29 protein-coding genes are annotated in these 22,427 nt (G+C 53.6%); 15 read left to right on the top strand and 14 right to left on the bottom strand.

Annotation, left to right across the window (positions count from 1 at the left end; all coding sequences use genetic code 11):
- Nucleotides 1–47: 47 nt before the first annotated feature.
- On the top strand, nt 48–641 hold the full coding sequence (locus L0666_RS15625) for a hypothetical protein (protein ID WP_235262325.1): 594 nt from the start codon (nt 48–50) through the stop codon (nt 639–641).
- A gap of 3 nt (nt 642–644) precedes the next feature.
- On the opposite strand, the gene L0666_RS15630 is transcribed toward L0666_RS15625, so the two are convergent.
- Nucleotides 645–869, bottom strand: a complete 225-nt coding sequence (locus tag L0666_RS15630; protein WP_235262326.1) for a DUF1150 family protein — start codon at nt 867–869, stop codon at nt 645–647.
- A 3-nt stretch (nt 870–872) separates the two neighbouring features.
- Nucleotides 873–1,286, bottom strand: coding sequence for an Hsp20 family protein (locus L0666_RS15635; protein ID WP_235262327.1), 414 nt, complete (start codon nt 1,284–1,286; stop codon nt 873–875).
- Nucleotides 1,287–1,450: 164 nt separating this feature from the next.
- Between L0666_RS15635 and L0666_RS15640 the strand changes: the two genes are divergently transcribed.
- From L0666_RS15640 to L0666_RS15650, 3 genes are all read left to right on the top strand, one after another.
- Complete coding sequence (locus tag L0666_RS15640) at nt 1,451–1,681, top strand: YdcH family protein (protein ID WP_235262328.1); 231 nt, start codon at nt 1,451–1,453, stop codon at nt 1,679–1,681.
- A 69-nt stretch (nt 1,682–1,750) separates the two neighbouring features.
- Complete coding sequence (purE, locus tag L0666_RS15645) at nt 1,751–2,236, top strand: 5-(carboxyamino)imidazole ribonucleotide mutase (protein WP_235262329.1); 486 nt, start codon at nt 1,751–1,753, stop codon at nt 2,234–2,236.
- Nucleotides 2,229–3,314, top strand: a complete 1,086-nt coding sequence (locus L0666_RS15650) for a 5-(carboxyamino)imidazole ribonucleotide synthase (protein ID WP_235262330.1) — start codon at nt 2,229–2,231, stop codon at nt 3,312–3,314. The genes purE and L0666_RS15650 overlap by 8 nt, the downstream gene beginning before the upstream one ends.
- Nucleotides 3,315–3,316: 2 nt before the next feature.
- Here L0666_RS15650 and L0666_RS15655 read toward each other — a convergent pair whose 3' ends face one another.
- Nucleotides 3,317–4,051: an esterase/lipase family protein gene (locus L0666_RS15655; protein WP_235262331.1), complete on the bottom strand. Its 735-nt coding sequence runs from the start codon at nt 4,049–4,051 to the stop codon at nt 3,317–3,319.
- A gap of 77 nt (nt 4,052–4,128) precedes the next feature.
- On the opposite strand from L0666_RS15655, the gene L0666_RS15660 reads away from it, so the two are divergent.
- Together L0666_RS15660 and L0666_RS15665 are read left to right on the top strand one after the other, a co-directional pair.
- On the top strand, nt 4,129–4,575 hold the full coding sequence (locus L0666_RS15660; protein WP_235262332.1) for an NUDIX domain-containing protein: 447 nt from the start codon (nt 4,129–4,131) through the stop codon (nt 4,573–4,575).
- A gap of 130 nt (nt 4,576–4,705) precedes the next feature.
- Complete coding sequence (locus tag L0666_RS15665; protein WP_235262333.1) at nt 4,706–5,011, top strand: hypothetical protein; 306 nt, start codon at nt 4,706–4,708, stop codon at nt 5,009–5,011.
- 230 nt (nt 5,012–5,241) lie between these two features.
- On the opposite strand, the gene groL is transcribed toward L0666_RS15665, so the two are convergent.
- The 3 genes from groL to L0666_RS15680 form a co-directional block, all read right to left on the bottom strand.
- Nucleotides 5,242–6,891, bottom strand: coding sequence for a chaperonin GroEL (gene groL / locus L0666_RS15670; protein WP_235262334.1), 1,650 nt, complete (start codon nt 6,889–6,891; stop codon nt 5,242–5,244).
- Between the two features lie 40 nt (nt 6,892–6,931).
- Nucleotides 6,932–7,219, bottom strand: a complete 288-nt coding sequence (locus L0666_RS15675; RefSeq protein WP_235262335.1) for a co-chaperone GroES — start codon at nt 7,217–7,219, stop codon at nt 6,932–6,934.
- Between the two features lie 190 nt (nt 7,220–7,409).
- Complete coding sequence (locus L0666_RS15680; RefSeq protein WP_235262336.1) at nt 7,410–8,120, bottom strand: VIT1/CCC1 transporter family protein; 711 nt, start codon at nt 8,118–8,120, stop codon at nt 7,410–7,412.
- A 148-nt stretch (nt 8,121–8,268) separates the two neighbouring features.
- Between L0666_RS15680 and L0666_RS15685 the strand changes: the two genes are divergently transcribed.
- Nucleotides 8,269–9,255, top strand: coding sequence for a TraB/GumN family protein (locus L0666_RS15685; RefSeq protein WP_235262337.1), 987 nt, complete (start codon nt 8,269–8,271; stop codon nt 9,253–9,255).
- 4 nt (nt 9,256–9,259) lie between these two features.
- Here the strand turns inward: L0666_RS15685 and L0666_RS15690 are convergent, their stop codons facing one another.
- Nucleotides 9,260–9,922, bottom strand: a complete 663-nt coding sequence (locus L0666_RS15690; RefSeq protein ID WP_235262338.1) for a DUF2161 domain-containing phosphodiesterase — start codon at nt 9,920–9,922, stop codon at nt 9,260–9,262.
- 54 nt (nt 9,923–9,976) lie between these two features.
- Here L0666_RS15690 and L0666_RS15695 point away from each other — a divergent pair, with 54 nt between their 5' ends.
- The 7 genes from L0666_RS15695 to L0666_RS15725 all read left to right on the top strand — a co-directional run bounded on the left by L0666_RS15695 (nt 9,977) and on the right by L0666_RS15725 (nt 15,383).
- On the top strand, nt 9,977–10,330 hold the full coding sequence (locus tag L0666_RS15695; RefSeq protein ID WP_235262339.1) for an MmcQ/YjbR family DNA-binding protein: 354 nt from the start codon (nt 9,977–9,979) through the stop codon (nt 10,328–10,330).
- A gap of 119 nt (nt 10,331–10,449) precedes the next feature.
- Nucleotides 10,450–11,367, top strand: a complete 918-nt coding sequence (locus L0666_RS15700) for a manganese-dependent inorganic pyrophosphatase (RefSeq protein WP_235262340.1) — start codon at nt 10,450–10,452, stop codon at nt 11,365–11,367.
- A gap of 129 nt (nt 11,368–11,496) precedes the next feature.
- Nucleotides 11,497–12,372, top strand: a complete 876-nt coding sequence (locus tag L0666_RS15705) for a TIGR01459 family HAD-type hydrolase (protein WP_235262341.1) — start codon at nt 11,497–11,499, stop codon at nt 12,370–12,372.
- A 94-nt stretch (nt 12,373–12,466) separates the two neighbouring features.
- On the top strand, nt 12,467–12,910 hold the full coding sequence (locus L0666_RS15710) for a MaoC family dehydratase (protein WP_235262342.1): 444 nt from the start codon (nt 12,467–12,469) through the stop codon (nt 12,908–12,910).
- A 36-nt stretch (nt 12,911–12,946) separates the two neighbouring features.
- Nucleotides 12,947–13,879, top strand: coding sequence for a bifunctional riboflavin kinase/FAD synthetase (locus L0666_RS15715; RefSeq protein ID WP_235262343.1), 933 nt, complete (start codon nt 12,947–12,949; stop codon nt 13,877–13,879).
- On the top strand, nt 13,872–14,342 hold the full coding sequence (locus tag L0666_RS15720) for a YcgN family cysteine cluster protein (protein ID WP_235262344.1): 471 nt from the start codon (nt 13,872–13,874) through the stop codon (nt 14,340–14,342). The genes L0666_RS15715 and L0666_RS15720 overlap by 8 nt, the downstream gene beginning before the upstream one ends.
- A complete protein-coding gene (locus L0666_RS15725; protein WP_235262345.1) occupies nt 14,343–15,383 on the top strand; it encodes a threonine aldolase family protein in 1,041 nt (346 codons plus the stop codon). It abuts the gene before it with no gap.
- Here the strand turns inward: L0666_RS15725 and L0666_RS15730 are convergent.
- Complete coding sequence (locus L0666_RS15730; RefSeq protein ID WP_235262346.1) at nt 15,380–15,976, bottom strand: 2-hydroxychromene-2-carboxylate isomerase; 597 nt, start codon at nt 15,974–15,976, stop codon at nt 15,380–15,382. The genes L0666_RS15725 and L0666_RS15730 overlap by 4 nt on opposite strands.
- A 96-nt stretch (nt 15,977–16,072) precedes the next feature.
- On the opposite strand from L0666_RS15730, the gene L0666_RS15735 reads away from it, so the two are divergent.
- A complete protein-coding gene (locus tag L0666_RS15735) occupies nt 16,073–17,092 on the top strand; it encodes a ribose-phosphate pyrophosphokinase (protein ID WP_216035499.1) in 1,020 nt (339 codons plus the stop codon).
- A 2-nt stretch (nt 17,093–17,094) separates the two neighbouring features.
- On the opposite strand, the gene L0666_RS15740 is transcribed toward L0666_RS15735, so the two are convergent.
- The 6 genes from L0666_RS15740 to L0666_RS15775 all read right to left on the bottom strand — a co-directional run bounded on the left by L0666_RS15740 (nt 17,095) and on the right by L0666_RS15775 (nt 22,427).
- On the bottom strand, nt 17,095–17,445 hold the full coding sequence (locus L0666_RS15740) for an H-type lectin domain-containing protein (protein ID WP_216035498.1): 351 nt from the start codon (nt 17,443–17,445) through the stop codon (nt 17,095–17,097).
- Between the two features lie 100 nt (nt 17,446–17,545).
- Nucleotides 17,546–18,748, bottom strand: coding sequence for an MFS transporter (locus tag L0666_RS15745; RefSeq protein WP_235262347.1), 1,203 nt, complete (start codon nt 18,746–18,748; stop codon nt 17,546–17,548).
- 150 nt (nt 18,749–18,898) lie between these two features.
- A complete protein-coding gene (locus tag L0666_RS17310) occupies nt 18,899–20,734 on the bottom strand; it encodes a DUF4214 domain-containing protein (RefSeq protein WP_272492193.1) in 1,836 nt (611 codons plus the stop codon).
- Nucleotides 20,735–20,949: 215 nt separating this feature from the next.
- Nucleotides 20,950–21,171, bottom strand: a complete 222-nt coding sequence (locus L0666_RS15765; protein WP_235262348.1) for a hypothetical protein — start codon at nt 21,169–21,171, stop codon at nt 20,950–20,952.
- Nucleotides 21,172–21,363: 192 nt separating this feature from the next.
- Entirely contained in the window at nt 21,364–21,870 is a 507-nt protein-coding gene (locus tag L0666_RS15770) for a hypothetical protein (RefSeq protein ID WP_235262349.1), read from the bottom strand.
- A gap of 155 nt (nt 21,871–22,025) precedes the next feature.
- Nucleotides 22,026–22,427: a F0F1 ATP synthase subunit epsilon gene (locus L0666_RS15775; protein ID WP_235262350.1), complete on the bottom strand. Its 402-nt coding sequence runs from the start codon at nt 22,425–22,427 to the stop codon at nt 22,026–22,028.

The following is a 22,427-nucleotide window of genomic DNA, read 5'->3' on the forward strand; positions in this document are numbered from 1 at the left end:
GCTCTTTCTAGGGCGTGTTATGAGTACGAATAATTTGGCCGCACTTTATGAATAACGACCTTTTGATCACCACGCTTATCGATGATGGTGTTCGCTACATTCACTTACTTGCAGTAGCCATCGGGATTGGAGCGTCATTCTTCGCGGACTTCAACGTCTTCCGCAGTATTCGCTCTACTGTCGATCAAGCGTTGCTGGACATGCTCCACATCTGCCATCGCATTGTGTGGGCCGCGATTGTTGTGATGTGGGCATCTGGCCTCGCGCTCATCTATTTGCGCACGGGCTTTGTTTTGGAAAACTTCAGCCCAAAACTGTTCACGAAAGTACTGGTCGTTACGGTTCTAACGGTGAACGCTTTGGTGATCGGCCTCTATGCAGTGCCCTGCCTTGAGCAGCGACTGGGCAAAAGCATATTGGATATGCCCAAGTCTTTAAGACTGCCAATGGCCTGCATCGCAGGTATTTCGACGCTCAGCTGGCTATTCGCGTTGGCGCTCGGCAGCAGCCGCTTCTTAGCGAATGGCTCAGCCGAGCTGTTTTACACGCTAATTCCATTTGCCTACGGAAGTTGCATCGCCGTTGCATTGCTATCGGCCGTCGCCATTGGCACGTCACAAGGCAAGCCGAGCCTCGACTAAGACTTAATGAACGGTAACCGGCTGCATGTCGTTTTGGCGCGCCAGCACAAACGCCATCTGGCGATCAGCGACCAATGCCAATTGCTGCCCCTCGCTGTCGTGTACCGCGAATAATTCTTCACGATCACCAGCGGCTTCGCGAACCTCTTCAGGCAGTTCGGCTACATTTACGGATTTCACATAAACAACACGGTCGCCCATTTCGGCAAAATTGAATTTCGTATCCATGACTTAACCCTTTCTGATATTAATCGTCTGCACCACAGACTCCGGCACTGCGCGTGATAAGTCGACGTGCAGCAACCCGTTTTCCATGATTGCTTCGCCCACATCGACACCTTCAGCCAACACAAAAGACCGCTGGAACTGGCGCGCCGCGATTCCACGGTGCAGGAACACGCGCCCTTCGCTGTCGTCTGATTGTCGCCCACGGATCACCAACTGGTTATCCTCAACCGTGATCGAAAGATCAGCCTCCGCAAAGCCGGCCACAGCCAACGTGATGCGATAAGTCGTCTGCGAGGTTTGTTCGATGTTGTAAGGGGGGTAACCCTCGTTGCCGGACTTTGCTGTCCGTTCAACCAAGCGCTCCAACTCTTCAAAGCCAAGAAGGAACGGATGCGTTCCAAGTGATAGTTTCGTCATGCGACACGTCCTTACGTTAAGCGACAGTCAAATTTTATGGCCCCAAGAGTGGCGGCCTGATTAAAATATGGGGGGTCATCTGCCCTGTTGCAAGCGTATGTGTGTGGTTTTACTTTGTTAAACTACCGTTTGCACATACATCTATGGCCAACGGCCCTGACAATATGGATTCGCTCGTGAACAACAGCACCCCTATGAAAACTGACGAAGTGCTGCGCATTCAATTGGGCGTACTACGACAAGAACACCGTGACCTTGATGAGGCAATCCATGCGCTTCAGGAAACCGGAACGGCAGACATGCTTACGGTCAAGCGCCTGAAGAAACAGAAGCTCAAGCTGAAAGACAAAATCGCGGTGCTTGAGGATCGAACAACCCCTGATATCATTGCTTAAACGGCTGGGCTGATTGCACCTGCCCGCCTGCCCGCTATAAAGCCCCTTCAGAATGAAAGGCGCACAAACATGACCCCATCCGTCGGCATTATTATGGGCAGCCAGTCCGATTGGCCCACCATGCGCGAAGCTGCAACGCTTCTGGATGAATTGGGTATTTCGTACGAGGCTAAGATTGTCTCGGCCCATCGCACGCCTGACCGCCTGTGGACCTACGGCAAAGAAGCCGCGGGACGTGGGCTGCAGGCAATAATCGCCGGAGCTGGCGGTGCTGCGCATTTGCCGGGGATGATGGCTAGTAAAACCCGCGTGCCCGTGATTGGCGTACCTGTGCAAACCAAAGCGCTCTCTGGTGTCGATAGCCTCTATTCCATCGTGCAGATGCCCAAAGGGTTTCCCGTCGCGACAATGGCGATTGGCGCCGCAGGGGCCGCCAATGCCGCACTTATGGCCGCTGGTATCTTAGCCTTGCAAGACACCGCTCTTGCTGAACGCCTCGACGCGTGGCGCGATGCCTTGTCAGCCTCTATTCCGGATGAACCAAGTGATGACTGATACTCAACCTCACGTGCTGAAAACTGGTGCCACCATTGGCATCCTTGGCGGTGGCCAATTGGGCCGCATGCTGTCGGTGGCAGCGTCGCGCCTTGGCTTCAAAACCTGTATCTTTGAACCACAGGCAGACTGCCCCGCCTCCCATGTCGCCCATACGCATATCAAGGCCGAGTATTCGGACACAGAAGCGCTTACGGCCTTCGCGAATGCCTGTGATGTGGTGACTTACGAATTCGAAAACATCCCGACCGAAGCGCTCGATATTGTCGAAGCTATCGCCCCGATCCATCCTAACCGCGACGCATTGGCGACATCCCAAGATCGCTTCATCGAGAAGAATTTTCTGACCCGCATCGGCCTACAAACGGCCCCCTATGCGGCTGTGGAAACCGCCGAAGACCTTGAACGCGCGATCGATCAAATTGGTATTCCCGCGATCCTGAAAACCCGTCGTTTGGGCTATGACGGCAAGGGCCAGTCTCGCCTGATCTCGCCAGATGACGCCCCACAAGCACTGGCCGACATGGCAGGCGCGCCATCTGTCCTTGAAGGTTTCATCGACTTCAGTATGGAAGTGTCGGTTATTGGCACCCGCAGCTCTGACGGTGCGATCTCATGCTTTGATCCCGGCGAAAACGTCCACCGTGATGGCATATTGCACACCACAACATTGCCCGCGAAACTGTCGCCCGCGCAACGCACGGATGCCGTACTTCTGACCGCCAACATCCTGAACGCGCTGGATTATGTAGGCACCATGGGTGTCGAACTTTTCGTCACGTCCCACGGGCTCATCGTCAATGAAATTGCACCGCGTGTGCACAACTCTGGCCACTGGACCCAAGCGGGCTGCGCCGTCGATCAATTCGAACAACACATCCGTGCGATTTCGGGTTGGCCCTTGGGTGATGGCACGCGTCACTCAGACGTGGTTATGGAAAACCTCATCGGCGATGACGTAGATCGCCTCCCCGAGATCGCCACGACCAACACGGCAATCCACCTGTACGGCAAAGCTGACGCCAAACCCGGTCGCAAGATGGGTCACATCAATACGGTTACAGGTCCGGCCAAGTAGCCCTACTGAAAGCCAAACATCACGCCACTTAAGCTGAGAGAGCGGTCAAACTGCCCCTCAGCAATAAACTCCATCGCTTGGCGCATCGCCAGCGGGTTGTTCATCATGAACGTGTGCGTCACAGGCAAAGTGATATGGTCCTGCATTCCGTCCAATCGTGTTGATGCCACGCTAACCTTGCCGTCATCAGGCCCATCAATAAGGCTCGAGTAATAGGCGTTCAGGGATCGATCCCCCGCGATGATCCCCAATTCATATCCCGGCCATGGCAGGCTCAGCGGCGCGCCCTCTTCGTCTATTTCTTCCGTGCCAAGCTGCATGCCTGCGGGGCCGTTGATCCATTCAAACGGTTCCAAATCCCCAAGCACGTCAACCAGTTGCGATCCGTCGTTGGGTGGTCCGAACATCACGACACGGCCCATAATCTCTGGGCGATCGGTGGATAGATACACCCGCACCAAAATGCCGCCCATGGAATGGGTCACAAAATGCACGCGCCTGTTTCCACATGCTGCCACCGCTTGTGGCACATTTTGATCCACCAAAGTGCGAATGTCTGCGCTGGTTGACGGGTAGCCCCTATTGACGACGTGGTAGCCATCAAACTCCAATAATTCCTGCAATGGCAGAAACGACGTCTCGGACCGCGCCAACCCGTGCAACAGCACAACGCAATCTTCCGCAAACGCCGAGACTGGGGCCAAGGCCAAAAAAGCTATCGTAAAAATCCGTTTCATGGTCCCTACATAACCCGCCCGCGATAAAAAATAAGGTCAGACTTGCCTGACCTTTCGCACCGCGTCACTCTGCCCCTATGACACGCCCTATTCGCCTCGCCGTACGCGGCATTCTGATCCATGAAGACCGGCTGTTGTTGGTGAACGCCTATGGCGGGCGCGATGATTTGTGGTGCGCACCAGGGGGCGGGGCCGAACTACACCAGAGCCTGCCAGAAAACCTCGCCCGCGAAATTCACGAGGAAACGGGGCTGACCGTCACCGTGGGCGCCCTATGCTTGGCCAACGAATTCCACGACCCCGACGGCGACTTCCATCAAGTCGAACTGTTTTTTCGCTGCGGCCTTGTGGAGGGTACGCTGGATGATGCGTGGCAGGACCCCGAACAGGTCGTTTCCATGCGTCGGTGGGTCACACGGGATGAGTTAGAAGCTATGAACGTCCGCCCCAAATCCCTCGCCGCTGTGGCATGGCGCGACAAGGACGCGCCACTCTACGATCCACTTGAGGCAATTTTGAAATAGAAGACTTGAAGGGCAGAGATGGGAAGCTGTAGCGAATGACGGGTTTGCGCCCAAGTTGTCATATTTGCGCATTGTAGCTAACGTCTGCTTTGGCGATGATCGAAGGCAACAAAGCAGCACCCAATTGAGCATGAAAAAACTCTTCGTATCCTTGGCCGCGCTTCTCATCGCTACACTAGTGCTGATTTCAAGAAGCAGTTTGGACAAGGATGCTGAATCTTTGGCAAACTTAATCGCGGTACGCCAAACCTGCGGTCTCACGCCGGTCTTTCTTGGGTACGATGGTGTGGCTGGACAGTACGATTTTGATCGCGTTGATCAACAGAAGTTCCAGTTGGCGTATGATCATTACTTCGCTGAAGCAGAAAGCCGAATTTTGGAAATGACATCCGAAGAACGAACAGAGATGTGCGAAGATGCTTCACGGTCCGAATAGGATGGCGCCTCAAACCAGACATTGGTTCACTTGCAGCGAAGGTCTGAAAAGTCCCGAATAGCCGACCTTCCGCTCCCAACTCTCCAACTACGTATGAGTCTTCACACGAAAAAGGGCGGCCCATTCTAGGCCGCCCTTTCTATCTTTAGGCAATAGACTTCAAAGCTCTCATTGTTTCTTCGAAACAACTGCCGCTTTGCTCCCTGGTCACAAACGCTTTGCGTTTGTGATTACATCATGCCGCCCATGCCGCCCATGCCGCCCATGTCTGGCATGCCGCCACCGGCGCCGCCATCTTTGGATGGCTTATCAGCAACCATAGCTTCAGTTGTGATCAGCAGGCCAGCAACAGATGCTGCATCCTGCAACGCTGTGCGTGTGACTTTTGCAGGGTCGATAACGCCGAAGCCGAACATGTCGCCATATTCTTCTGTCTGAGCGTTGAAACCGAATGCTTTGTCATCGGATTCGCGGATCTTGCCAGCAACGACGGACCCGTCGACACCAGAGTTTTCAGCGATCTGACGCAGTGGGGCTTCGAGAGCCTTGCGAACGATGTTAACACCGATTGTTTGGTCAGCGTTTGCGCCTTCCAGACCGTCAAGACCCTTAGCGGCCTGAACCAGAGCAACACCACCGCCAACAACGATGCCTTCTTGCACGGCCGCGCGTGTCGCGTTCAAAGCGTCATCAACGCGGTCTTTACGTTCTTTCACTTCGATTTCGGACATGCCGCCAACGCGGATAACAGCAACACCACCAGCAAGCTTGGCAACACGTTCCTGCAGCTTTTCACGGTCGTAGTCGGATGTTGTTTCTTCGATCTGGTTACGGATCTGAGCAACACGTGCTTCGATCTCGGCCTTCTCGCCAGAACCGTCAACGATTGTTGTTTCGTCTTTGGTAATGGAAACGCGCTTGGCAGAACCAAGCATGTCGATTGTGACGTTCTCAAGCTTCATGCCGAGGTCTTCGGAGATAACCTGACCGCCAGTAAGGATCGCGATGTCTTGCAACATGGCTTTACGACGATCGCCGAAACCAGGAGCTTTAACAGCTGCAATTTTCAGACCGCCGCGCAGTTTGTTAACGACGAGTGTCGCCAAAGCTTCGCCTTCAACATCTTCAGCGATGATCAAGAGTGGCTTGCCGGACTGGATCACGGACTCGAGAAGTGGAACCATTGGCTGGAGGGAAGAAAGCTTCTTCTCGTGCAGCAAGATGATTGCGTCTTCGAGTTCTGTTGTCATCTTGTCAGGGTTCGTGACGAAGTAAGGGGACAGGTAACCGCGGTCAAACTGCATGCCTTCAACAACATCAGTCTCTGTTTCGAGACCTTTGTTTTCTTCAACAGTGATAACACCTTCGTTGCCAACACGCTGCATAGCGTCTGCGATCTGACCACCGATTTCGGCTTCGCCGTTTGCGGAGATCGTGCCGACTTTTGCAACTTCCGCAGAGTCTGCAACAGGACGTGCAGCTGCGACGATTGCGTCCACAACTTTTGCTGTCGCGAGGTCGATGCCGCGCTTCAGGTCCATTGGGTTCATGCCAGCGGCAACAGCTTTCATGCCTTCTTTAACGATGGCTTGTGCAAGAACAGTCGCAGTTGTTGTACCGTCACCAGCTTCGTCGTTGGTGCGGGACGCAACTTCTTTAACCATCTGTGCGCCCATGTTTTCGAACTTGTCTTCAAGCTCGATCTCTTTGGCAACAGAAACACCGTCTTTGGTGATGCGTGGCGCGCCGAAGGATTTCTCCAGCACAACATTGCGGCCTTTTGGGCCGAGTGTAACTTTAACCGCGTCTGCAAGGATGTTCACACCCTTGAGCATCTGGTTACGGGCGTCTGTCCCGAATTTTACGTCTTTAGCAGCCATTGATTAGCTCCTTTTGAATTTCGAAATTAGATCGGTCGACTTAGGACAGGATGCCCATGATGTCGGATTCTTTCATCATCAGCAGCTCTTCGCCGTCGATGGTGACTTCGGTGCCGGACCATTTGCCGAACAGCACGCGATCGCCAGCTTTAACAGCCATTGCAATCAGCTCGCCGCTGTCTTTGCGGGCGCCTTCGCCAACAGATACAACTTCGCCTTCGGCTGGTTTTTCTTTAGCGGCATCTGGAATAATCAGACCGCCAGCGGTCTTTTCTTCGCCCTCAGTGCGACGAACAACGACGCGGTCGTGAAGCGGTGTAAAAGCCATTTCTGTAGCTCCCTAGCTTAACAGTTTTAAATCTCCGGCCCCTTATTGGGGGTCGTTAGCACTCACGTCATATGAGTGCTAGCAGCGGATAGGTAAGGAAGCAAAATGGGTGAGTCAACAACTACCGGAAAATAATTGGCACGCCCTGCCTCGACCGCAGACCTTAGGCGTTTTTGAACTTGGTTTGGCGCTAGACGTTGAATAGGTTACCAACGCCAAAGGCCAGCCCAGCGGCAGCGCCGCCGATCAGCATCGTTTCCAGTGCGGACCTCCACCACGGTGTGAGCGACCAGTGACTTTTTAGTGCGCCAATGCAAAAGAACGTAAACATGGTCATCCATGCGGACAGCTGAAACGCGTTATCCAATCCAAACAGGAACGGCGAAACCGGAACCATGCCCGCGACAAGGAACGCCACGAACGTGGTAAGTGCGGCGCGTAGAGGGCGTGGATCGATTCCGCCCAATCCGTACTCGCCTTCCATCATCAACTCGATCCAGCTTTCTTTGTCTTGGGTTACCGCGTCCGTTGCTTGATCCAGAACACGGCCACTCAACCCTTTACGAGACAAGATTTCCCGCACCTCAAGCCTTTCGCCCTTGGGGTGGTCGTTGATGTGTTGCTCTTCGATCTGGCGGATACGTTTATAGTTGTCTTGTTCGGCTTTGATGCCGGAATAATTGGCCGCTGCCATGGAAAACCCATCCGCCAACACATTGGCAAGACCCAGCACGACGACCACAAACGGCGACAGCCCAGCGCCCGCGACGCCAGCAACGATGGCAAATGTTGTAACCGTCCCGTCGATCGCGCCATAGACAGCGTCACGAAGAACCCCGCGCCCCTTTGGCTCGCCGATCCGAGCGGAAATGTCTTGTGGCTCGTGTGAATGATCCGTCATGTGATCCCCTCTTCAAGCGTAGACTAACACATAAAGGCGAAGCCACTTTGCGTTGGATCAAGCCGTTTTCCTAGCATGATTGTGTTGGCACATTGCACGGTATGCCCCCGCACCCTAAGTTGAACAGGTAACCATCCAAGGGAATACCATGTCGCGTTTGCTTGCTACTATTTTTGCGTTTGCTCTGCCTCTTCCGGCCTTTGCACTGTGTAGCGGAGATCGGTTTGAAACCTATCTGACGCCGCAAGAATTGGTCGAGATCAACGAAACCGTTGCGGCGACACCTTATGCATCGGGAAATTATTGGCAGGCCCAAAAAGACAGCCACACTGTCACCATCCTTGGCACGATGCATTTGCCCGACCCGCGCCATGCCGCAACCCTTGATGTTGCTCTGCCGCGCCTGACGGCTGCCGATTTATTGCTGGTCGAAGCCACGCAGCAAGATCAAGCCGACATACAGACCTATATGGCGCAAAACCCTGACATGTTGGTGATTACCGATGGCCCCACCCTGCCAGACCTGCTGAGCGACACCACATGGGACGCGATCAGCGAGGCAGCCGAAGACCGTGGGCTTCCAAGTTTCATGGCAGCCAAAATGCAGCCTTGGTTTCTCGCTTTGACGTTGGCCATTCCAACCTGTGCTGCCACCAAAATGATGAGCGGCGAAGGCGGGCTTGATGCGCTTTTGATGGACCAAGCTGCGACGCTCGACATCCCTGTAGCCCCGCTCGAACCGTGGCAAGATATGTTCGCTCTGCTGACGTCAGGCACTTTTGACGAACAGGTAGATGCCTTGCGCATGGGGCTGCTTGAGCCTGACATGTCCGACGCGCTCATGGTCACGCTGGTTGAAGACTACTTTGCGGGCCAAACCGCCCACGCTTGGCAGATGAGCTATTACACACAACAATTTCTACCTGACTTGGATCCTGCCGTTTTCGAAGAACAAATGGCCATGGTAGAGGAAATGTTGCTGACGCAGCGCAACGCGAACTGGATTCCAGTGATCGAAAAAGCTGCTGCCGATAATGCAAATGTCTTTGTGGCCTTCGGCGCCGCGCATCTGATCGGTGAAAAAGGCGTCTTGCGTTTGCTTGAAAACGAAGGCTGGACGATCTCGCCGCTTTGACCCGTCAGCCGAGGACATCGCCCCAATCCTTAACGCCCTGCTGCCCTTTGGGTGTCAGGGAATACACGCCCTTTTCGACCTTTTCGAACCATCCATAATGGTTGTCGCGCATGATCCTTGTGGCCACCGGGACGCCCGTGGCCTTAGCAACGATTGCACCTTTCTCGGCCCCTGAATTCACCAGATACAAAGCACACTTAAGCGCGTCTTGCCGATACCCTGTCACGATTCCATGCCGCGTCGCCCCGCCTTCATTCGGGTCGCCATCCAATCGATCAAAGGCGCGCAACATCTTGGTCTTCTTTTTCTTGATCTTGCGCGCTGCGTACGGCCCCGGATCGGCCAATGCTTCAACGACCCCATCCCGCAACCGCACAGTCAGAACACCAAGCCCCAAACGGCGTGCCAATTTCACGTTGGATCGCAGGGCTTTATTTTTTCCGCCAGCAGGCACAGCAACGTACACGTCATCGGTCACCGCCAAGCGCTCAATCCCTTGATGAAACAGCGCCAGCGAGAACCCGACCTTGAGCTCAACAATAACCACTTCGTCACCACGTCGCCCGACGACATCGGCGGCCCCGACCTCGCCCTTTACATCGTATCCTTGCCGCTGAAGGTAGGCTTTGACGGGGGCGTATAAATCTGCTTCGCGAGGTTTGCTCATGATGACGAGATTAACAGCATTTACACCAGCGAACCAAGCCAGCAAACTGCCTGTATGAACCGCGAAGACATCAACGCCTTTTGTGCATCCCTCCCGCAGGCGACCCATGTCGTTCAATGGGGCAATTCGGATGTCTGGAAAGTCGGCGGTAAGTTGTTCGCCGTTCTTGGATGGAACAATGGCGAAACCGCCGTGACGTTCAAAGTCTCGCCAATTGCCTTTGAAGTGCTGCCGGACATGCAAGGTATTCGCCCCGCGCCCTACCTTGCCTCACGCGGGATGAAATGGCTGCAAGACACCCGTGATCCCGGGCTGTCAGATGCGGAGTTGCAAAACCACATCACCTATTCCCACGAGATGGCCGTCGCCGCACTTACCAAGAAGAAACGCGCTGAGTTGGGGCTATAGCCTCATCCGCTTGAGCTGCCTGCCCGCGTCAAATCAGCCATGCCTATGCGTAGGGGTGACAGGCAGAACGGCGCGCCCTATAAGGCCCCAAATTCCAACCGGTAATAGGCGCATTCTTAATGACAACTCTCGTTTTCGGCCATAAGGCCCCCGATACAGACTCCCTCGGCTCTGCCCTAATTTGGGCGTGGTTCATGAACCACACTGGCACCAAAGCCGAAGCGAAACTGCTTGGCACGCCAAACACCGAAGCGGCTTTCGTTGCGAAAAAATGGGGCTTTGCACAGCCAGACATTATCGATGACGTCGCTGACGATCAGGACTGCGTGATTGTTGACACCAATAACCCTGCCGAACTGCCGGCCAACATCAATGGGGCGAACGTTACGGCGATCATCGACCACCACAAACTGGTTGGCGGTCTGGAAACAAAAGGCCCGATCGACATTACGATCCGCCCGCTGGCATGCACAGCGACAATTATGCACGACCTGATGGGTGACGTTGCCGCAGAGATGCCGGACAACGTTAAAGGCTTGGTTCTGTCGTGTATCATCTCTGATACGTTGGAATTCCGCTCCCCGACAACAACCGACACAGACAAGGCACTGGCTGAAAAGCTCGCTGGTGAGTTGAACCTGTCCATCGCAGATTATGCGACTGAAATGTTCGCGGCCAAATCCGACGTGTCTGAATTCTCTGACGCAGAACTCCTACGCATGGACTCCAAAGAATACGAAGTCGACGGCACCAAATTCCGCGTCTCCGTTCTGGAAACAACTGCCCCTGCAATCGTTCTGGACCGCAAAGCATCCATCATGGAAAGCATGACAGGCGTTGCATCTGAGGATAGTGTTGATCAGGTTCTCTTGTTCGTTGTCGACATCCTGAACGAAGAAGCAACAATGCTGATCCCGAACGACCTGACCAAAACAGTCGCTGAGAAATCTTTCGGCGCGACGGTGACAGGCGACAACGTTGTTCTTCCAGGCGTCATGAGCCGCAAGAAACAGATCATTCCGGCGTTGAAAGTCTAAGACTTTCCAAATGACAGACAATGGGGGCGTCGATCAAATGATCGACGCCCTTTTTTTCTATGCCTACGGTCTGTACAGATCGTCTAAGCACTGCGTTGCGCACCGTGTTTGCTAACAAGAGGTAAGCCCATGTCCCAGATCGTCACTACATTCGCCGAAATTTCCAATCAGTATGACGTGGCTTTCGTCGATCTTTGGGGCTGCGTGCACAATGGCATCACGGCCTATCCAGATGCGGTGGCGGCTTTGCAGGGCTACCGCGCCGCGGGCGGCAATGTTGTCCTCGTTACGAACTCCCCTCGTCCGTGGGATTCTGTGGCCAAACAAATTGCGGAAATGGGCGCCCCCGATGATTGCTGGGACGCTATCGCGACCTCAGGCGACAGCGCCCGCGCCGCGATGTTTCGCGGTATTGTCGGTGAAAAGGTCTACTTCATGGGCGAAACACCCCGTGATGACGATTTCTTCAAACCGCTGAGCATCATCAAAAACCCCGTGAATATCCAAAAAGTACCACTGGATCAGGCCGAAGGCATCGTTTGTTGCGGGCCGTTTGATACGCAAGCCGACGTCGACGTGAACCGTGCAGATTTCCTTTATGCGAAATCCAAGGGGCTGAAACTGCTTTGTGCTAACCCAGACATTATCGTCGATCGCGGCGAAACCCGCGAATGGTGTGCAGGCGCTTTGGCTGCGCTTTACACCGAAATGGGCGGCGAAAGCCTTTACTTCGGGAAACCGCACCCCCCAATCTACGACCTCGCGCGCCGCCGGTATGCCGCACTTTCGGGTTCTATGTCGGACCCTCGGATCATTGCCATTGGCGATGGGATTCGCACGGACGTGCTGGGCGGCCAGCAAGAAGATATCGACACGCTCTTTATCACAGGCGGACTGTCAGCCGCTGAAACGAAGACCGCCGAGCAACCAGATCAAGACGCGTTAGACGCCTATATTGCTAGTGAAATGGTAACGCCGACCTATTCGATTGGGTTCCTAAGGTAACTCAAGAACACCTTGACAATTGCTGCGCTTGCAAAGTAATAAAATTTCAACCAATCTTCGGTAGAAGTTTTATTATTACCCCATGGATCAAAACATGCTCGACAATGCGCCCCGCGGAACCATCTGTATCGAAGACATTGAAATCGGCATGTCTCGGTCTTTGCGAAAGATCATCACTGATCGCGACATCGAATTGTTTGCCGAAGTCTCTACGGATCGCAATCCTGTTCACTTGGACGATGCCTACGCGCAGGACACAATCTTTGAGGGGCGAATCGCGCACGGCATGCTGACAGCGGGCCTGATTTCCGCGGTTATCGGCGAACAGTTGCCCGGGCATGGGACGGTGTACCTTGGGCAAAGCTTGAAATTCCTCGCTCCTGTGCGCCCCGGAGATATGGTTGAAGCTGTTGTAACTGTGGCTGACATGGACATCGCCAAGCGCCGCGTCACCATGGAAACCTACTGCGAAATCGACGGTAAAAAGGTTCTCAAAGGCGAAGCTGTCGTGCTTGCCCCGTCGCGTAAATTCGACTGACTTGTAACCCGCGCTTTTGCGGGCTACCGATGCCTTATGCGCATCATTCGAGACCCAGATTTCATTGCCCCACAAGATCGCGGCGCCGCTGCAGCCATTGGTAACTTCGATGGCGTGCACCTTGGCCATCAAGCCGTCATTGATCTGACCCGCAGTGTTGCGGGCGACGCGCCTTTGGGGATCGTGACGTTCGAACCTCATCCTCGTGAATATTTTGCGCCAGATGGGAAAGCATTCCGATTGATGAATGCCGTAACCAAGGCCCACCGCCTTGAAAAGCTGGGCGTTGAGCGCCTTTATGAGGTGCCGTTCAATACATCCCTTGCCGAGCTATCCCCTGAAGAGTTCGCGAAGACCTTTATCAAAGACCGCCTTGGATTGACCCATGTTGTTGTTGGCGAAGATTTTTGTTTTGGCAAAGGCCGCGCAGGAACCGCAGAAGACCTGAAAGCGTTCGGCGCTGAGTTTGGATTTGGCGTAACGATTGCCCCTCTCCTCGCCACGCCTGCAGGCCATGTTTCATCAACGGCGATCCGCACGGCACTTAGCGATGGCGAGCTGCGCATCGTGGCTGAAATGTTAGGACACTGGCACCGCATCGACGGACCAGTCATCAAAGGCGACCAACGCGGACGAGACCTTGGGTTTCCGACGGCCAATATGTCGATCCAAGGGCTGCATCAGCCAAGGTTTGGCGTCTACGCCGTCAAAGTCGACGTTCTGGATGGCCCCCACAAAGGCAGCTATGATGGCGCAGCCTCTATTGGTATTCGGCCGACGTTTGGCGTGAACACGCCCAACTGCGAAAGCCATATCTTTGATTTTGCGGGTGATCTTTATGGCGCTGAACTAAGCATTGCACTTGTGGACTACCTGCGACCCGAAGAAAAATACGACAGCCTTGATGCACTGATCACTCAGATGAACGCTGATTGCGACCGCGCGCGCGAAATTCTGTCACATGTCTGATCCGATTGATCGCAGCGATGTGCGGCCCGAATTCTGGGCCCACGTTCCACTCACAAAGATGACGCAACCCGAATGGGAAGCACTGTGTGATGGCTGCGGAAAATGCTGCCTGAACAAGCTTGAGGACGAAGACAGTGGAGAAGTCGTTTTGACCCGCGTCGCCTGCAAGCTACTTGATGACAGTGATTGCCTTTGCACGTCCTACAAAACGCGTCACACTTATGTCCCCGAATGCATCGTGCTGACACCCAGTACCATTCAGGAACATATGTATTGGTTGCCGCAAACATGCGCTTACCGTCTTTTGCATGAAGGCAAGCCGCTGTTTCACTGGCACCCCTTGTTGTCGGGCACCGCGCAATCGGTTCATGATGCGGGTGTGTCGGTCCAAGACTTGACGGTCAGTGAAGCCAATACCCCAGAAGACGACTGGGAAGACCACATAATCGAGGAGCCATATTAAATGTTTTTCGCCTCAGACAATTCCGGCCCAGCCCACCCATCTGTGATGAATGCTGTGATGCGCGCAAACGAAGGATTTCGTTTTGGCTATGGCGCCGACGAAGAAATGGCCCGTGTCACAACGATGGTGCGCGATCTGTTCGAAGCACCCGAAGCCGCCGTCTATCTGGCAGCCACAGGAACAGCCGCCAATTCGATTGCCTTGGCGACACTGACAAAGCCCTGGGAAACGATCTTTTGCACCAAGCCCAGTCACATCAACGAAGACGAATGTAATGCGCCAGAGTTTTATAGCGGTGCCAAGCTAACGTTGGTCGGGGACGACAACTGCAAAATGACAGCGGCAACCCTGCGCACCGCACTGGACGCCGAAGAAACCCGTGGCGTGCACGGGCCCCAGCGCGGGCCAGTGTCCATTACGCAGGTCACTGAAAAAGGTACCGTTTATACGCTGGATGAGATTAAGGCCGTCACTGGCATCGCCCGTGAATTCGGCGTTTCGACCCACTTGGATGGCGCGCGCTTTGCCAACGCGATCGTGACGTTGGGCTGCACCCCAGCCGAGATGACATGGAAAGCCGGCGTTGATTGCGTGTCATTTGGGGGCACCAAGAACGGGTTGATGGGCGTCGAAGCCGTTATCTTCTTTGACCCGAAACACGCTTGGGAATTTGAGCTGCGCCGCAAACGCGGCGGTCATCTTTTTTCCAAACACCGCTACCTGTCCGCCCAGATGGAAGCCTATCTGACGGACAACCTATGGCACGAACTGGCAACCTCTGCGAACACCTCAGGCAAGCGTCTGGCCGATGGGTTGCGCGCGCACAATGACGTGTCGTTCCCCAACGAGCCTGAGGCAAACTTGATGTTCTTTGAAATGCCCCGTGGCCTGCACAAAAAGGTACAAGCGGCAGGTGCCCAATATTACGTTATGGGATCGCTCGACGGGAATGACGACGAACCCGTTCTTGGCCGTTTGGTTTGTGATTGGTCGGTTGGGTCGGACGGCGTGGATGCGTTCCTCGCCGCCCTAAACGCTTAGAAATCGCCAGAAAGGTGACGATCAAGATCGTCTAGGCGGTCCTCGCCCCAGAACCGTTCATCCGCGTCCGAGATAAAGAACGGTGCGCCAAACACGCCCTTTGCGACGGCTTCTTCAAGGTTGCGCGCGTAAGTGTCTGCACCTTCGAGCAAACCACTGTCTGCCAAGGCAGGATCAAACCCTGTTTCTTCTAGACAGGCGCGGATGACGTCATCCTCGGCGATGTTCTTATCATCTGCCCAGCAGCTGCGTGTCAGCGCGTTGACCAGTGCGCCCACGTCACCACCCGCGTTTTGTGCCGCGATAATCGCATAGGATGACGGCGCCATGTTTGTCGGCCAGAATGCTGGTTTCATTGTAAACGGCTGGCCCGTGACAATCGCACGACGACGCATGTCTTGCAGGCGGTATTCCTGACGGTTCGGGTGACGGTCTTTCGGCGGGACGCCACCGGTACGGGCAAACAACGCCATGATGTCCAACGGCTTATACGTCACCGTCGCACCGTGTTTCTTTGTGATCTCTTCGAACTTTGGTCCGGCCAGATAGGTAAATGGTGAAATGGTTGCGAAGTAATAGTCGATATTTGGCATTTAGTGCTCCTGAGCGGTGCTTGGTTTGTTGGTCAGACCCTAAGGACGTGCTACGCCGTGTCAACGTCACGAATCTGTCATCTGGGACCCCTGCACATGCCAAACCTCATCGAGCCGAAACTCATTTCCGGTAATGCCAACTTGCCATTGGCCGAAAACGTCGCCAAGCGCATGTCTATGCATCGCGGCATCAACGTCGGCCTTGTGGATGCACGGGTTGAACGTTTCAACGACGGTGAAATTTTCGTCGAAGTTTACGAGAACGTCCGCGGCGAGGATATGTATATCATCCAGCCCACATCGAACCCAGCCAACGACAATCTGATGGAATTGCTGATCATTTCCGATGCGCTGCGCCGCTCATCTGCTGGCCGCATCACTGCGGTAATCCCTTACTTTGGTTACGCACGTCAGGACCGCCGATCCAAGGCGCGTACACCAATCACGGCCAAACTGGTCGCCAACATGTTGGTCGAAGCCGGCATTGAACGCATACTGACACTCGATTTGCACGCCACCCAGATCCAAGGGTTCTTCGATATTCCTGTGGACAACCTTTATGCCAGCCCTGTCTTCGCGCTGGACGCCATGCACCACTTCAAAGGGCAAATGGAAGACGTAATGGTTGTGTCCCCTGATGTTGGCGGTGTGGCCCGTGCCCGCGATCTGGCGCAACGGATTGGCGCGCCACTCTCGATCGTTGACAAGCGCCGCGGAAAGCCCGGCGAAGTTGCTGAAATGACAGTTATCGGTGACGTAAAAGACCGTGTTTGCCTGATCGTGGATGACATCGTTGATACAGCCGGCACGCTTTGCAAAGCGGCTGAGGTCCTAATGGAACACGGCGCCAAGGAAGTTCATTCCTATATCACGCACGGCGTTCTATCCGGCCCCGCGATCGAACGGGTCAGCAACTCTGTGATGAAGAACCTCGTGATTACGGACACGATTGAGCCGACGGACGCGGTGAAAGCCTGCAAGAATATTCGCATCGTGCCAACCGCGCCAATGTTTGCTCAGGCGATTATGAACACATGGAACGGCACATCCGTATCTTCCTTGTTTGATCACAAGACGTTGCAACCGATTTACGAAGTCATGTATTCCAACGTCTGACGTTAATACACGTCCCACTCATCGGTCTGACGCAGTTCACCGAAGGCTTGCCATGACACGCGCACGCGGGCGATTTTACTGTCGCCCCACGTGCGAAACACGATAGCAAACCCGTCTGTAGTGATGTCTTCGGCCTGCACATCCGCGCGGGCATTGGTGCTGTTGGACATGTCAAACATCGACAGCGACACCTGAACCACTGGGTTGGATCGGAAGCTTTCAGAAAATTCCACATGCGCACGCGTTTGGCGGGCCCCTTCGCCCGTCCACATCACGCCATCATGTTCAAAGTCGGAAAAAAGCACCACATCGCCATGGTCCACTCCGATCAAGTGATTTCTTAGTCTTTTCATGTCTTTCCGTCGGCCCAAAGGGACCATTGTCCATCCCCTACCATCCCTAAATGCAAATCTGGGCAGATTTAAGCCCAAGTTTTGTCTCTGGCCCGTCGGGTCAAGATTGAGCAACGCCACGCAGCCGATAGATCAATGGAATAATCATTATTACCAAAACCGCCCCCATCAAGAACGGCGCCCCGGGGAGGTAAATCCCAGTGTCGTCCACAAAGGTTTCAAAGACCCCTGTGGCCACCAGCGGTGCTAAAAACGCAGCGATAGAAGACAACGATGCGATAACCCCCTGGACCAATCCTTGTTTATCTTCGCCTACCGTGTTGGCTGCCATCGCCGTCATCATCGGTGGTGATAAGTCCGAGAGCGCAGCAAAGATCAGAACAAGAATAAGCCCCGTTACGGTCGAAATAAAACCAAAGCCAACAAACCCGACCAATGCCGATATCATGCCGATCTGAAGAGTCCGAAACTCGCCAAAACGCGAAATGAACACAGGCATTAGCCCGCCTTGGACGCCAGCCAGCAGGATACCATATCCAGCCAGCGACGCCCCGATGATCGCCGCAGACCAGTCAAACAATTCCCGAGTGAAAAAAGCCCAAAGTGTCGGGTAGACCATATTGGCGAACTCAAACACGAATAGGCAGACCAACGGAATTGCGAGGCCGGGGATTTTAAAAGCGTCGATGATGGCTTTAAACGGATTGAGGTCTCGAAAGCCAAAGGGGCGACGTTTTTTAGGTGGCAGGCTTTCAGGCAAGACAAATACACCAAACACGACATTCAATGCAGACATGGCCGCAGCAATCCAGAACGGCGCGGCGATGTGCCAACTCGCGGCAACGCCGCCAATTGCCGGCCCCATGACAAACCCTACCCCGAAAGCCGCACCGATCATTCCAAACCGCGCTGCCCGTTCCTTGCGACTGGAAATGTCCGCAATATAGGCCGTCGCGGTAGTATAAGTCGCGCCAGCAACCCCCGCGAGGATACGCCCAATCAGCAGAACCCAAAACACGCTCGCCATGGCCATAATCACATAATCGACCGCAAGGACCGCCAATGCCGCAATAAGCACGGGCTTGCGCCCGTACGCGTCTGACAAGCTGCCAACGATGGGCGCAAACAGGAACAGCGCCCCAGCATAAGACGCCATCAGAACCCCACCCCACAGAGCCCCCTCACCCGTACTGGCCGCACCAACACGCGCCATAAGGTCGGGCATGATTGGGAAGACAATGCCAATGCCAATTGCGTCGATCATCAGGGTGATCAGAATAAAGATGTAGGCGCGGTTTTGCATGAACCGACATAACGGGGTTCGCTGGCCGCTTACAAGACCTTGCGCAAACCATCCTGACATCGTTCTGGGATTAACTTATTCACAACAAACTGAGCACATGCATCCCAAACTTATTGGAAGCCCAGCAAGGCATCTGGCGTTAACTGCGTATCAAAAGAGAAAGTCATCTGCCGTCAAATCGTTAACATTCACGTCATTCAGGAGGATAAAATTAGCATCCCCTGCATCGATTGCAGCGTCACCGTTCAGCGTTCTAAGGTGGCTGCTCTTTAGATCCGACCAATCTGAGATTGATGAAACATCTGAGAGATCAATCACATCCGATCCAACCTTGTTGAAATCCGTAATGGTGTCTGACCCGAACCGATCCGAGAACACAAATGTGTCGTTGCCCCCGCCACCTTCGAGCGTATCATTTTCGTAAATCTCGCTCATAAAGGTAACGCAGTCGATTGCAGAATTTCTAATGTATTCTTGGCTTTGCGTAAAACCACGAACCACATCAGCGCGCTCAACACCGAGTTCTAAGCGATCAGACCAAGCTGACAACCCATTGTCATCAGGGTTTCGATCTAGAACATTGTTGTAGAGCAACGTTACAAATTCCGCGTTGGTGGTATTGCCGTATTTATTGTTGAACTCGGCGCTTTTGATAAACCCGTTTACGACCTCAGTTAAGCTATATTGCCCTTTTTCGAGACGATCAGACCAACCATCAAAGCCACGGGCATCAGGATCCCGGTCGAGTGTGCCGTGGTACAGACGGAACACTTTGCCGCCGTTTCCGTCAACCAATGTCCCACTCAGTTGGAATTGTTCTGCGACACCACCATCAAGGATGTCGTCGCCGTCGCCGCCTGAGATTGAATCGTCACCAGATCCACCCCAAATCATGTCATTGCCCTGGTGCCCGACAATTGAATCATCGTTCAATCCTCCAGCGATACGATCACCGTATTCACTACCAGTTATGACCCGCTCAACGTCCTCGGGGTTCTTGTCATAGTCGTTTATCACGAAGCCAAGTTTATCCAGATCAACAGTCTGATCTAAAGGGACATACGCTTTAGTATCGACATAGCTTATATCCTTTAGCTTATCGAAATTGATACCTTCAATTTCATGTGGTGGTATGAAGTGTGCCTCGTCGTCACCTGAGTTCGCGTCTCCAAACCCCAGCACGTCCACACGAGGACCTTCCAAGCCATAAAATATATGGCCGCCAGATGATGTCGAAATCAAAAGCCATTGCTGATCGTCTGTGTTGGTGTCGGTACGAACGCCTGATCCCTTTAGCGGTGATTGAATGTCATATTGGACAACATCCACATCAAAGTCCGCGTGAACTGGAACGCCGTAATCAGAGGCAAAGAGATCAATTTCGTAACCTTCTACAAACAGTTTATCTCGGCTTGCGTCAAAGTCCTCAAAACGCCCTATCATTTTGCTGCTGACATTTGCGATATCAACGAAATGAAACTCATCCGCAAAAAGGAGCTCGTCGGAGTTAGTAAGTACCTCGTTGGTTGTGCGATCGCCCCGCAAATGATGACCGTGTGAAATTACTTCGATCTCCTCAAAACGCAGGATAAAGTTGTCATTTCCGTGATAGTCATAGTTGTGAATTTGGCCTGTCCCGTTGTTAACGGTTAGATCGTACAGATCGTCGCCATAGCCACCTACAGCGCGTCCACGACCATCCTCACCTCGAAATATGATGTGGTCATTCCCCCTGCCTCCGAACAAAAGGTCTTTTTGATCGTTGTCGCTGACAAGAATGTCATCACCATCTTCGCCGATGACGCGGTTGTTTCCTGCGCCACTATAGAGAAGATCGTCTCCGTTGGTGCCAAAAATCGTTTCGCCGGTCGTGTCACCGTGGGCCCCGTGACCCGGAGGTGGTGGTGGTGGTGGTGGTGAACCACCATGATCGCCTTCCGGCTCATCGTCCTTCGGATTCAAAATATTTGTATAAGATACTAACATTGTCTGCTCCTCCCAAACGACCGCTCACTCAAAAAGTAAGGCCGCCATGAAGAAAGTCGCAACGAACAGAAACACAATCACGGTGTTACAGTTTTGTAGTTCACCACTATTTCACAATGCACCCAGACGCTTTCGGTCCATAAAATAAGGGGAATACAAATCTGTTTTATGATATTTTTCCTATGTCAGACCGCCTTAAAAACATAGGAAAAGGTTTATTCAAACGAGAAAGGCACCCAATTTGGGTGCCCTTTCTGAAATTTCTTAAGCCGGATTAACAGAATCCAAAACACGCTCCCCATGGCCATAATCACATAATCGTCCGCGAGGACCGCCAATACCGCAATGAGGACGGGCATGATTGGAAAGACAATGCCAATGCCAATTGCGTCGATCATGAGGGTGATAAAGATGAAGTTGTAGGCACGGTTTTGCATAAAGCCATGTCGCGCGCTTGGGCGGGCGCAGGCCAGCGGTAAACGGGTATCAGTTCGCCGCTTGAGACGAAGTGCCGTCAACAAGATCTCGGTTTAGACCCACTTGGCATACCTCGCTTGGCCTATCCGTCACCCGATACGAATAGGCCCAAAAGTCGTGGCATTTACAGGGTCTGCTAGCGCAGGCCCGGTTCAGAGGTTGTAGCGACCTTCACGGAAGTGAATGCTAATGGAGCCAAGCGGCACGTCATCAACAGACCGCCCTGTGGATTTGCACGCCGTTTCTGTCCCCATCAATCTGGTCCCCCAGTTTGCATTGGATACCGTATTAAAGAATGTCAAATTACGTAAGATCGTCCTGCCGTTCGATACCACGCTCGCCTGTTGAAGAGCCTCTCTGCTAAAACGGTTCAGAATACCAGTTCCGCGACGGGCATTGACGCCACAAATGAAGACTTCTCCGTTTCGCTCGATAGCGGTGTATCGATACACAAACCCGGCCGTAGCCGACCAACGAAAGCTCCCCCCTCCGAAGTTCGTTGTGACAATCGGATTTGGGGCCGTGCTGATTTCATCAACAGCTGCAGATGCTGGCACACTTACGGCCTCAGGTTGTTGCGTCGCGGTCGGCTCAATGCAGGCCGACAGGGAAAACACCATCATTAACGTGGTGATCTTAAGTCCGGTATTTAAAAACATCGTATTCTCCAATTACTTGAAAAATAACTAGCAAAACACTTTCAGGTTGAGAATAGAATTCTCAAAACCACAAAGAAAATCACCATTGGGGACTGTGGCAAATAAAAAATGGCGCCCCAATAGGGCGCCATTTTTCAATTCAATACGACCTGCGTTTACGCGCCGACGAGACCTGCCACGTCAACCATTGCGTTGCGGATCATGTCCGCTTCATCAACGCCTTGGCCAAGTTCGGCCGCAGATTGATGAGCGGCATGCGCTTCATCGACCAGCTTTTGCATCTGCTCAGCTGTGATCTCGGCCCGTGGGATCGCCTTTTCCGCTAGAACGGAAACGCCTGTTGGGCTGATCTCGGCGAAACCACCGGATACGATGTATTCCTCGACGCCACCCGCATGGGTGACGGCCAAAATACCAGGGCGCAGCGTGGTGATGGTTGGAGCGTGATCGGCCATAGCCGTCATGTCCCCATCCGCACCTGGGATCTGAACTTCGGTTGCATCCATTTCCGCCAAACGGCGCTCAGGAGACACGAGATCAAATTTGAAGTCTGCCAT

Source organism: Octadecabacter algicola, from assembly GCF_021532625.1.
GTDB classification, from domain to species: domain Bacteria; phylum Pseudomonadota; class Alphaproteobacteria; order Rhodobacterales; family Rhodobacteraceae; genus Octadecabacter; species Octadecabacter algicola.

Bases quoted from the DNA above. Each gene is read 5' to 3' on its own strand.
- L0666_RS15625 (WP_235262325.1), top strand. From the start codon at position 48: ATGAATAACGACCTTTTGATCACCACGCTTATCGATGATGGTGTTCGC.
- L0666_RS15630 (WP_235262326.1), bottom strand. From the start codon at position 869: ATGGATACGAAATTCAATTTTGCCGAAATGGGCGACCGTGTTGTTTAT.
- L0666_RS15635 (WP_235262327.1), bottom strand. From the start codon at position 1,286: ATGACGAAACTATCACTTGGAACGCATCCGTTCCTTCTTGGCTTTGAA.
- L0666_RS15640 (WP_235262328.1), top strand. From the start codon at position 1,451: ATGGATTCGCTCGTGAACAACAGCACCCCTATGAAAACTGACGAAGTG.
- purE (WP_235262329.1), top strand. From the start codon at position 1,751: ATGACCCCATCCGTCGGCATTATTATGGGCAGCCAGTCCGATTGGCCC.
- L0666_RS15650 (WP_235262330.1), top strand. From the start codon at position 2,229: ATGACTGATACTCAACCTCACGTGCTGAAAACTGGTGCCACCATTGGC.
- L0666_RS15655 (WP_235262331.1), bottom strand. From the start codon at position 4,051: ATGAAACGGATTTTTACGATAGCTTTTTTGGCCTTGGCCCCAGTCTCG.
- L0666_RS15660 (WP_235262332.1), top strand. From the start codon at position 4,129: ATGACACGCCCTATTCGCCTCGCCGTACGCGGCATTCTGATCCATGAA.
- L0666_RS15665 (WP_235262333.1), top strand. From the start codon at position 4,706: ATGAAAAAACTCTTCGTATCCTTGGCCGCGCTTCTCATCGCTACACTA.
- groL (WP_235262334.1), bottom strand. From the start codon at position 6,891: ATGGCTGCTAAAGACGTAAAATTCGGGACAGACGCCCGTAACCAGATG.
- L0666_RS15675 (WP_235262335.1), bottom strand. From the start codon at position 7,219: ATGGCTTTTACACCGCTTCACGACCGCGTCGTTGTTCGTCGCACTGAG.
- L0666_RS15680 (WP_235262336.1), bottom strand. From the start codon at position 8,120: ATGACGGATCATTCACACGAGCCACAAGACATTTCCGCTCGGATCGGC.
- L0666_RS15685 (WP_235262337.1), top strand. From the start codon at position 8,269: ATGTCGCGTTTGCTTGCTACTATTTTTGCGTTTGCTCTGCCTCTTCCG.
- L0666_RS15690 (WP_235262338.1), bottom strand. From the start codon at position 9,922: ATGAGCAAACCTCGCGAAGCAGATTTATACGCCCCCGTCAAAGCCTAC.
- L0666_RS15695 (WP_235262339.1), top strand. From the start codon at position 9,977: ATGAACCGCGAAGACATCAACGCCTTTTGTGCATCCCTCCCGCAGGCG.
- L0666_RS15700 (WP_235262340.1), top strand. From the start codon at position 10,450: ATGACAACTCTCGTTTTCGGCCATAAGGCCCCCGATACAGACTCCCTC.
- L0666_RS15705 (WP_235262341.1), top strand. From the start codon at position 11,497: ATGTCCCAGATCGTCACTACATTCGCCGAAATTTCCAATCAGTATGAC.
- L0666_RS15710 (WP_235262342.1), top strand. From the start codon at position 12,467: ATGCTCGACAATGCGCCCCGCGGAACCATCTGTATCGAAGACATTGAA.
- L0666_RS15715 (WP_235262343.1), top strand. From the start codon at position 12,947: ATGCGCATCATTCGAGACCCAGATTTCATTGCCCCACAAGATCGCGGC.
- L0666_RS15720 (WP_235262344.1), top strand. From the start codon at position 13,872: ATGTCTGATCCGATTGATCGCAGCGATGTGCGGCCCGAATTCTGGGCC.
- L0666_RS15725 (WP_235262345.1), top strand. From the start codon at position 14,343: ATGTTTTTCGCCTCAGACAATTCCGGCCCAGCCCACCCATCTGTGATG.
- L0666_RS15730 (WP_235262346.1), bottom strand. From the start codon at position 15,976: ATGCCAAATATCGACTATTACTTCGCAACCATTTCACCATTTACCTAT.
- L0666_RS15735 (WP_216035499.1), top strand. From the start codon at position 16,073: ATGCCAAACCTCATCGAGCCGAAACTCATTTCCGGTAATGCCAACTTG.
- L0666_RS15740 (WP_216035498.1), bottom strand. From the start codon at position 17,445: ATGAAAAGACTAAGAAATCACTTGATCGGAGTGGACCATGGCGATGTG.
- L0666_RS15745 (WP_235262347.1), bottom strand. From the start codon at position 18,748: ATGCAAAACCGCGCCTACATCTTTATTCTGATCACCCTGATGATCGAC.
- L0666_RS17310 (WP_272492193.1), bottom strand. From the start codon at position 20,734: ATGTTAGTATCTTATACAAATATTTTGAATCCGAAGGACGATGAGCCG.
- L0666_RS15765 (WP_235262348.1), bottom strand. From the start codon at position 21,171: ATGCAAAACCGTGCCTACAACTTCATCTTTATCACCCTCATGATCGAC.
- L0666_RS15770 (WP_235262349.1), bottom strand. From the start codon at position 21,870: ATGTTTTTAAATACCGGACTTAAGATCACCACGTTAATGATGGTGTTT.
- L0666_RS15775 (WP_235262350.1), bottom strand. From the start codon at position 22,427: ATGGCAGACTTCAAATTTGATCTCGTGTCTCCTGAGCGCCGTTTGGCG.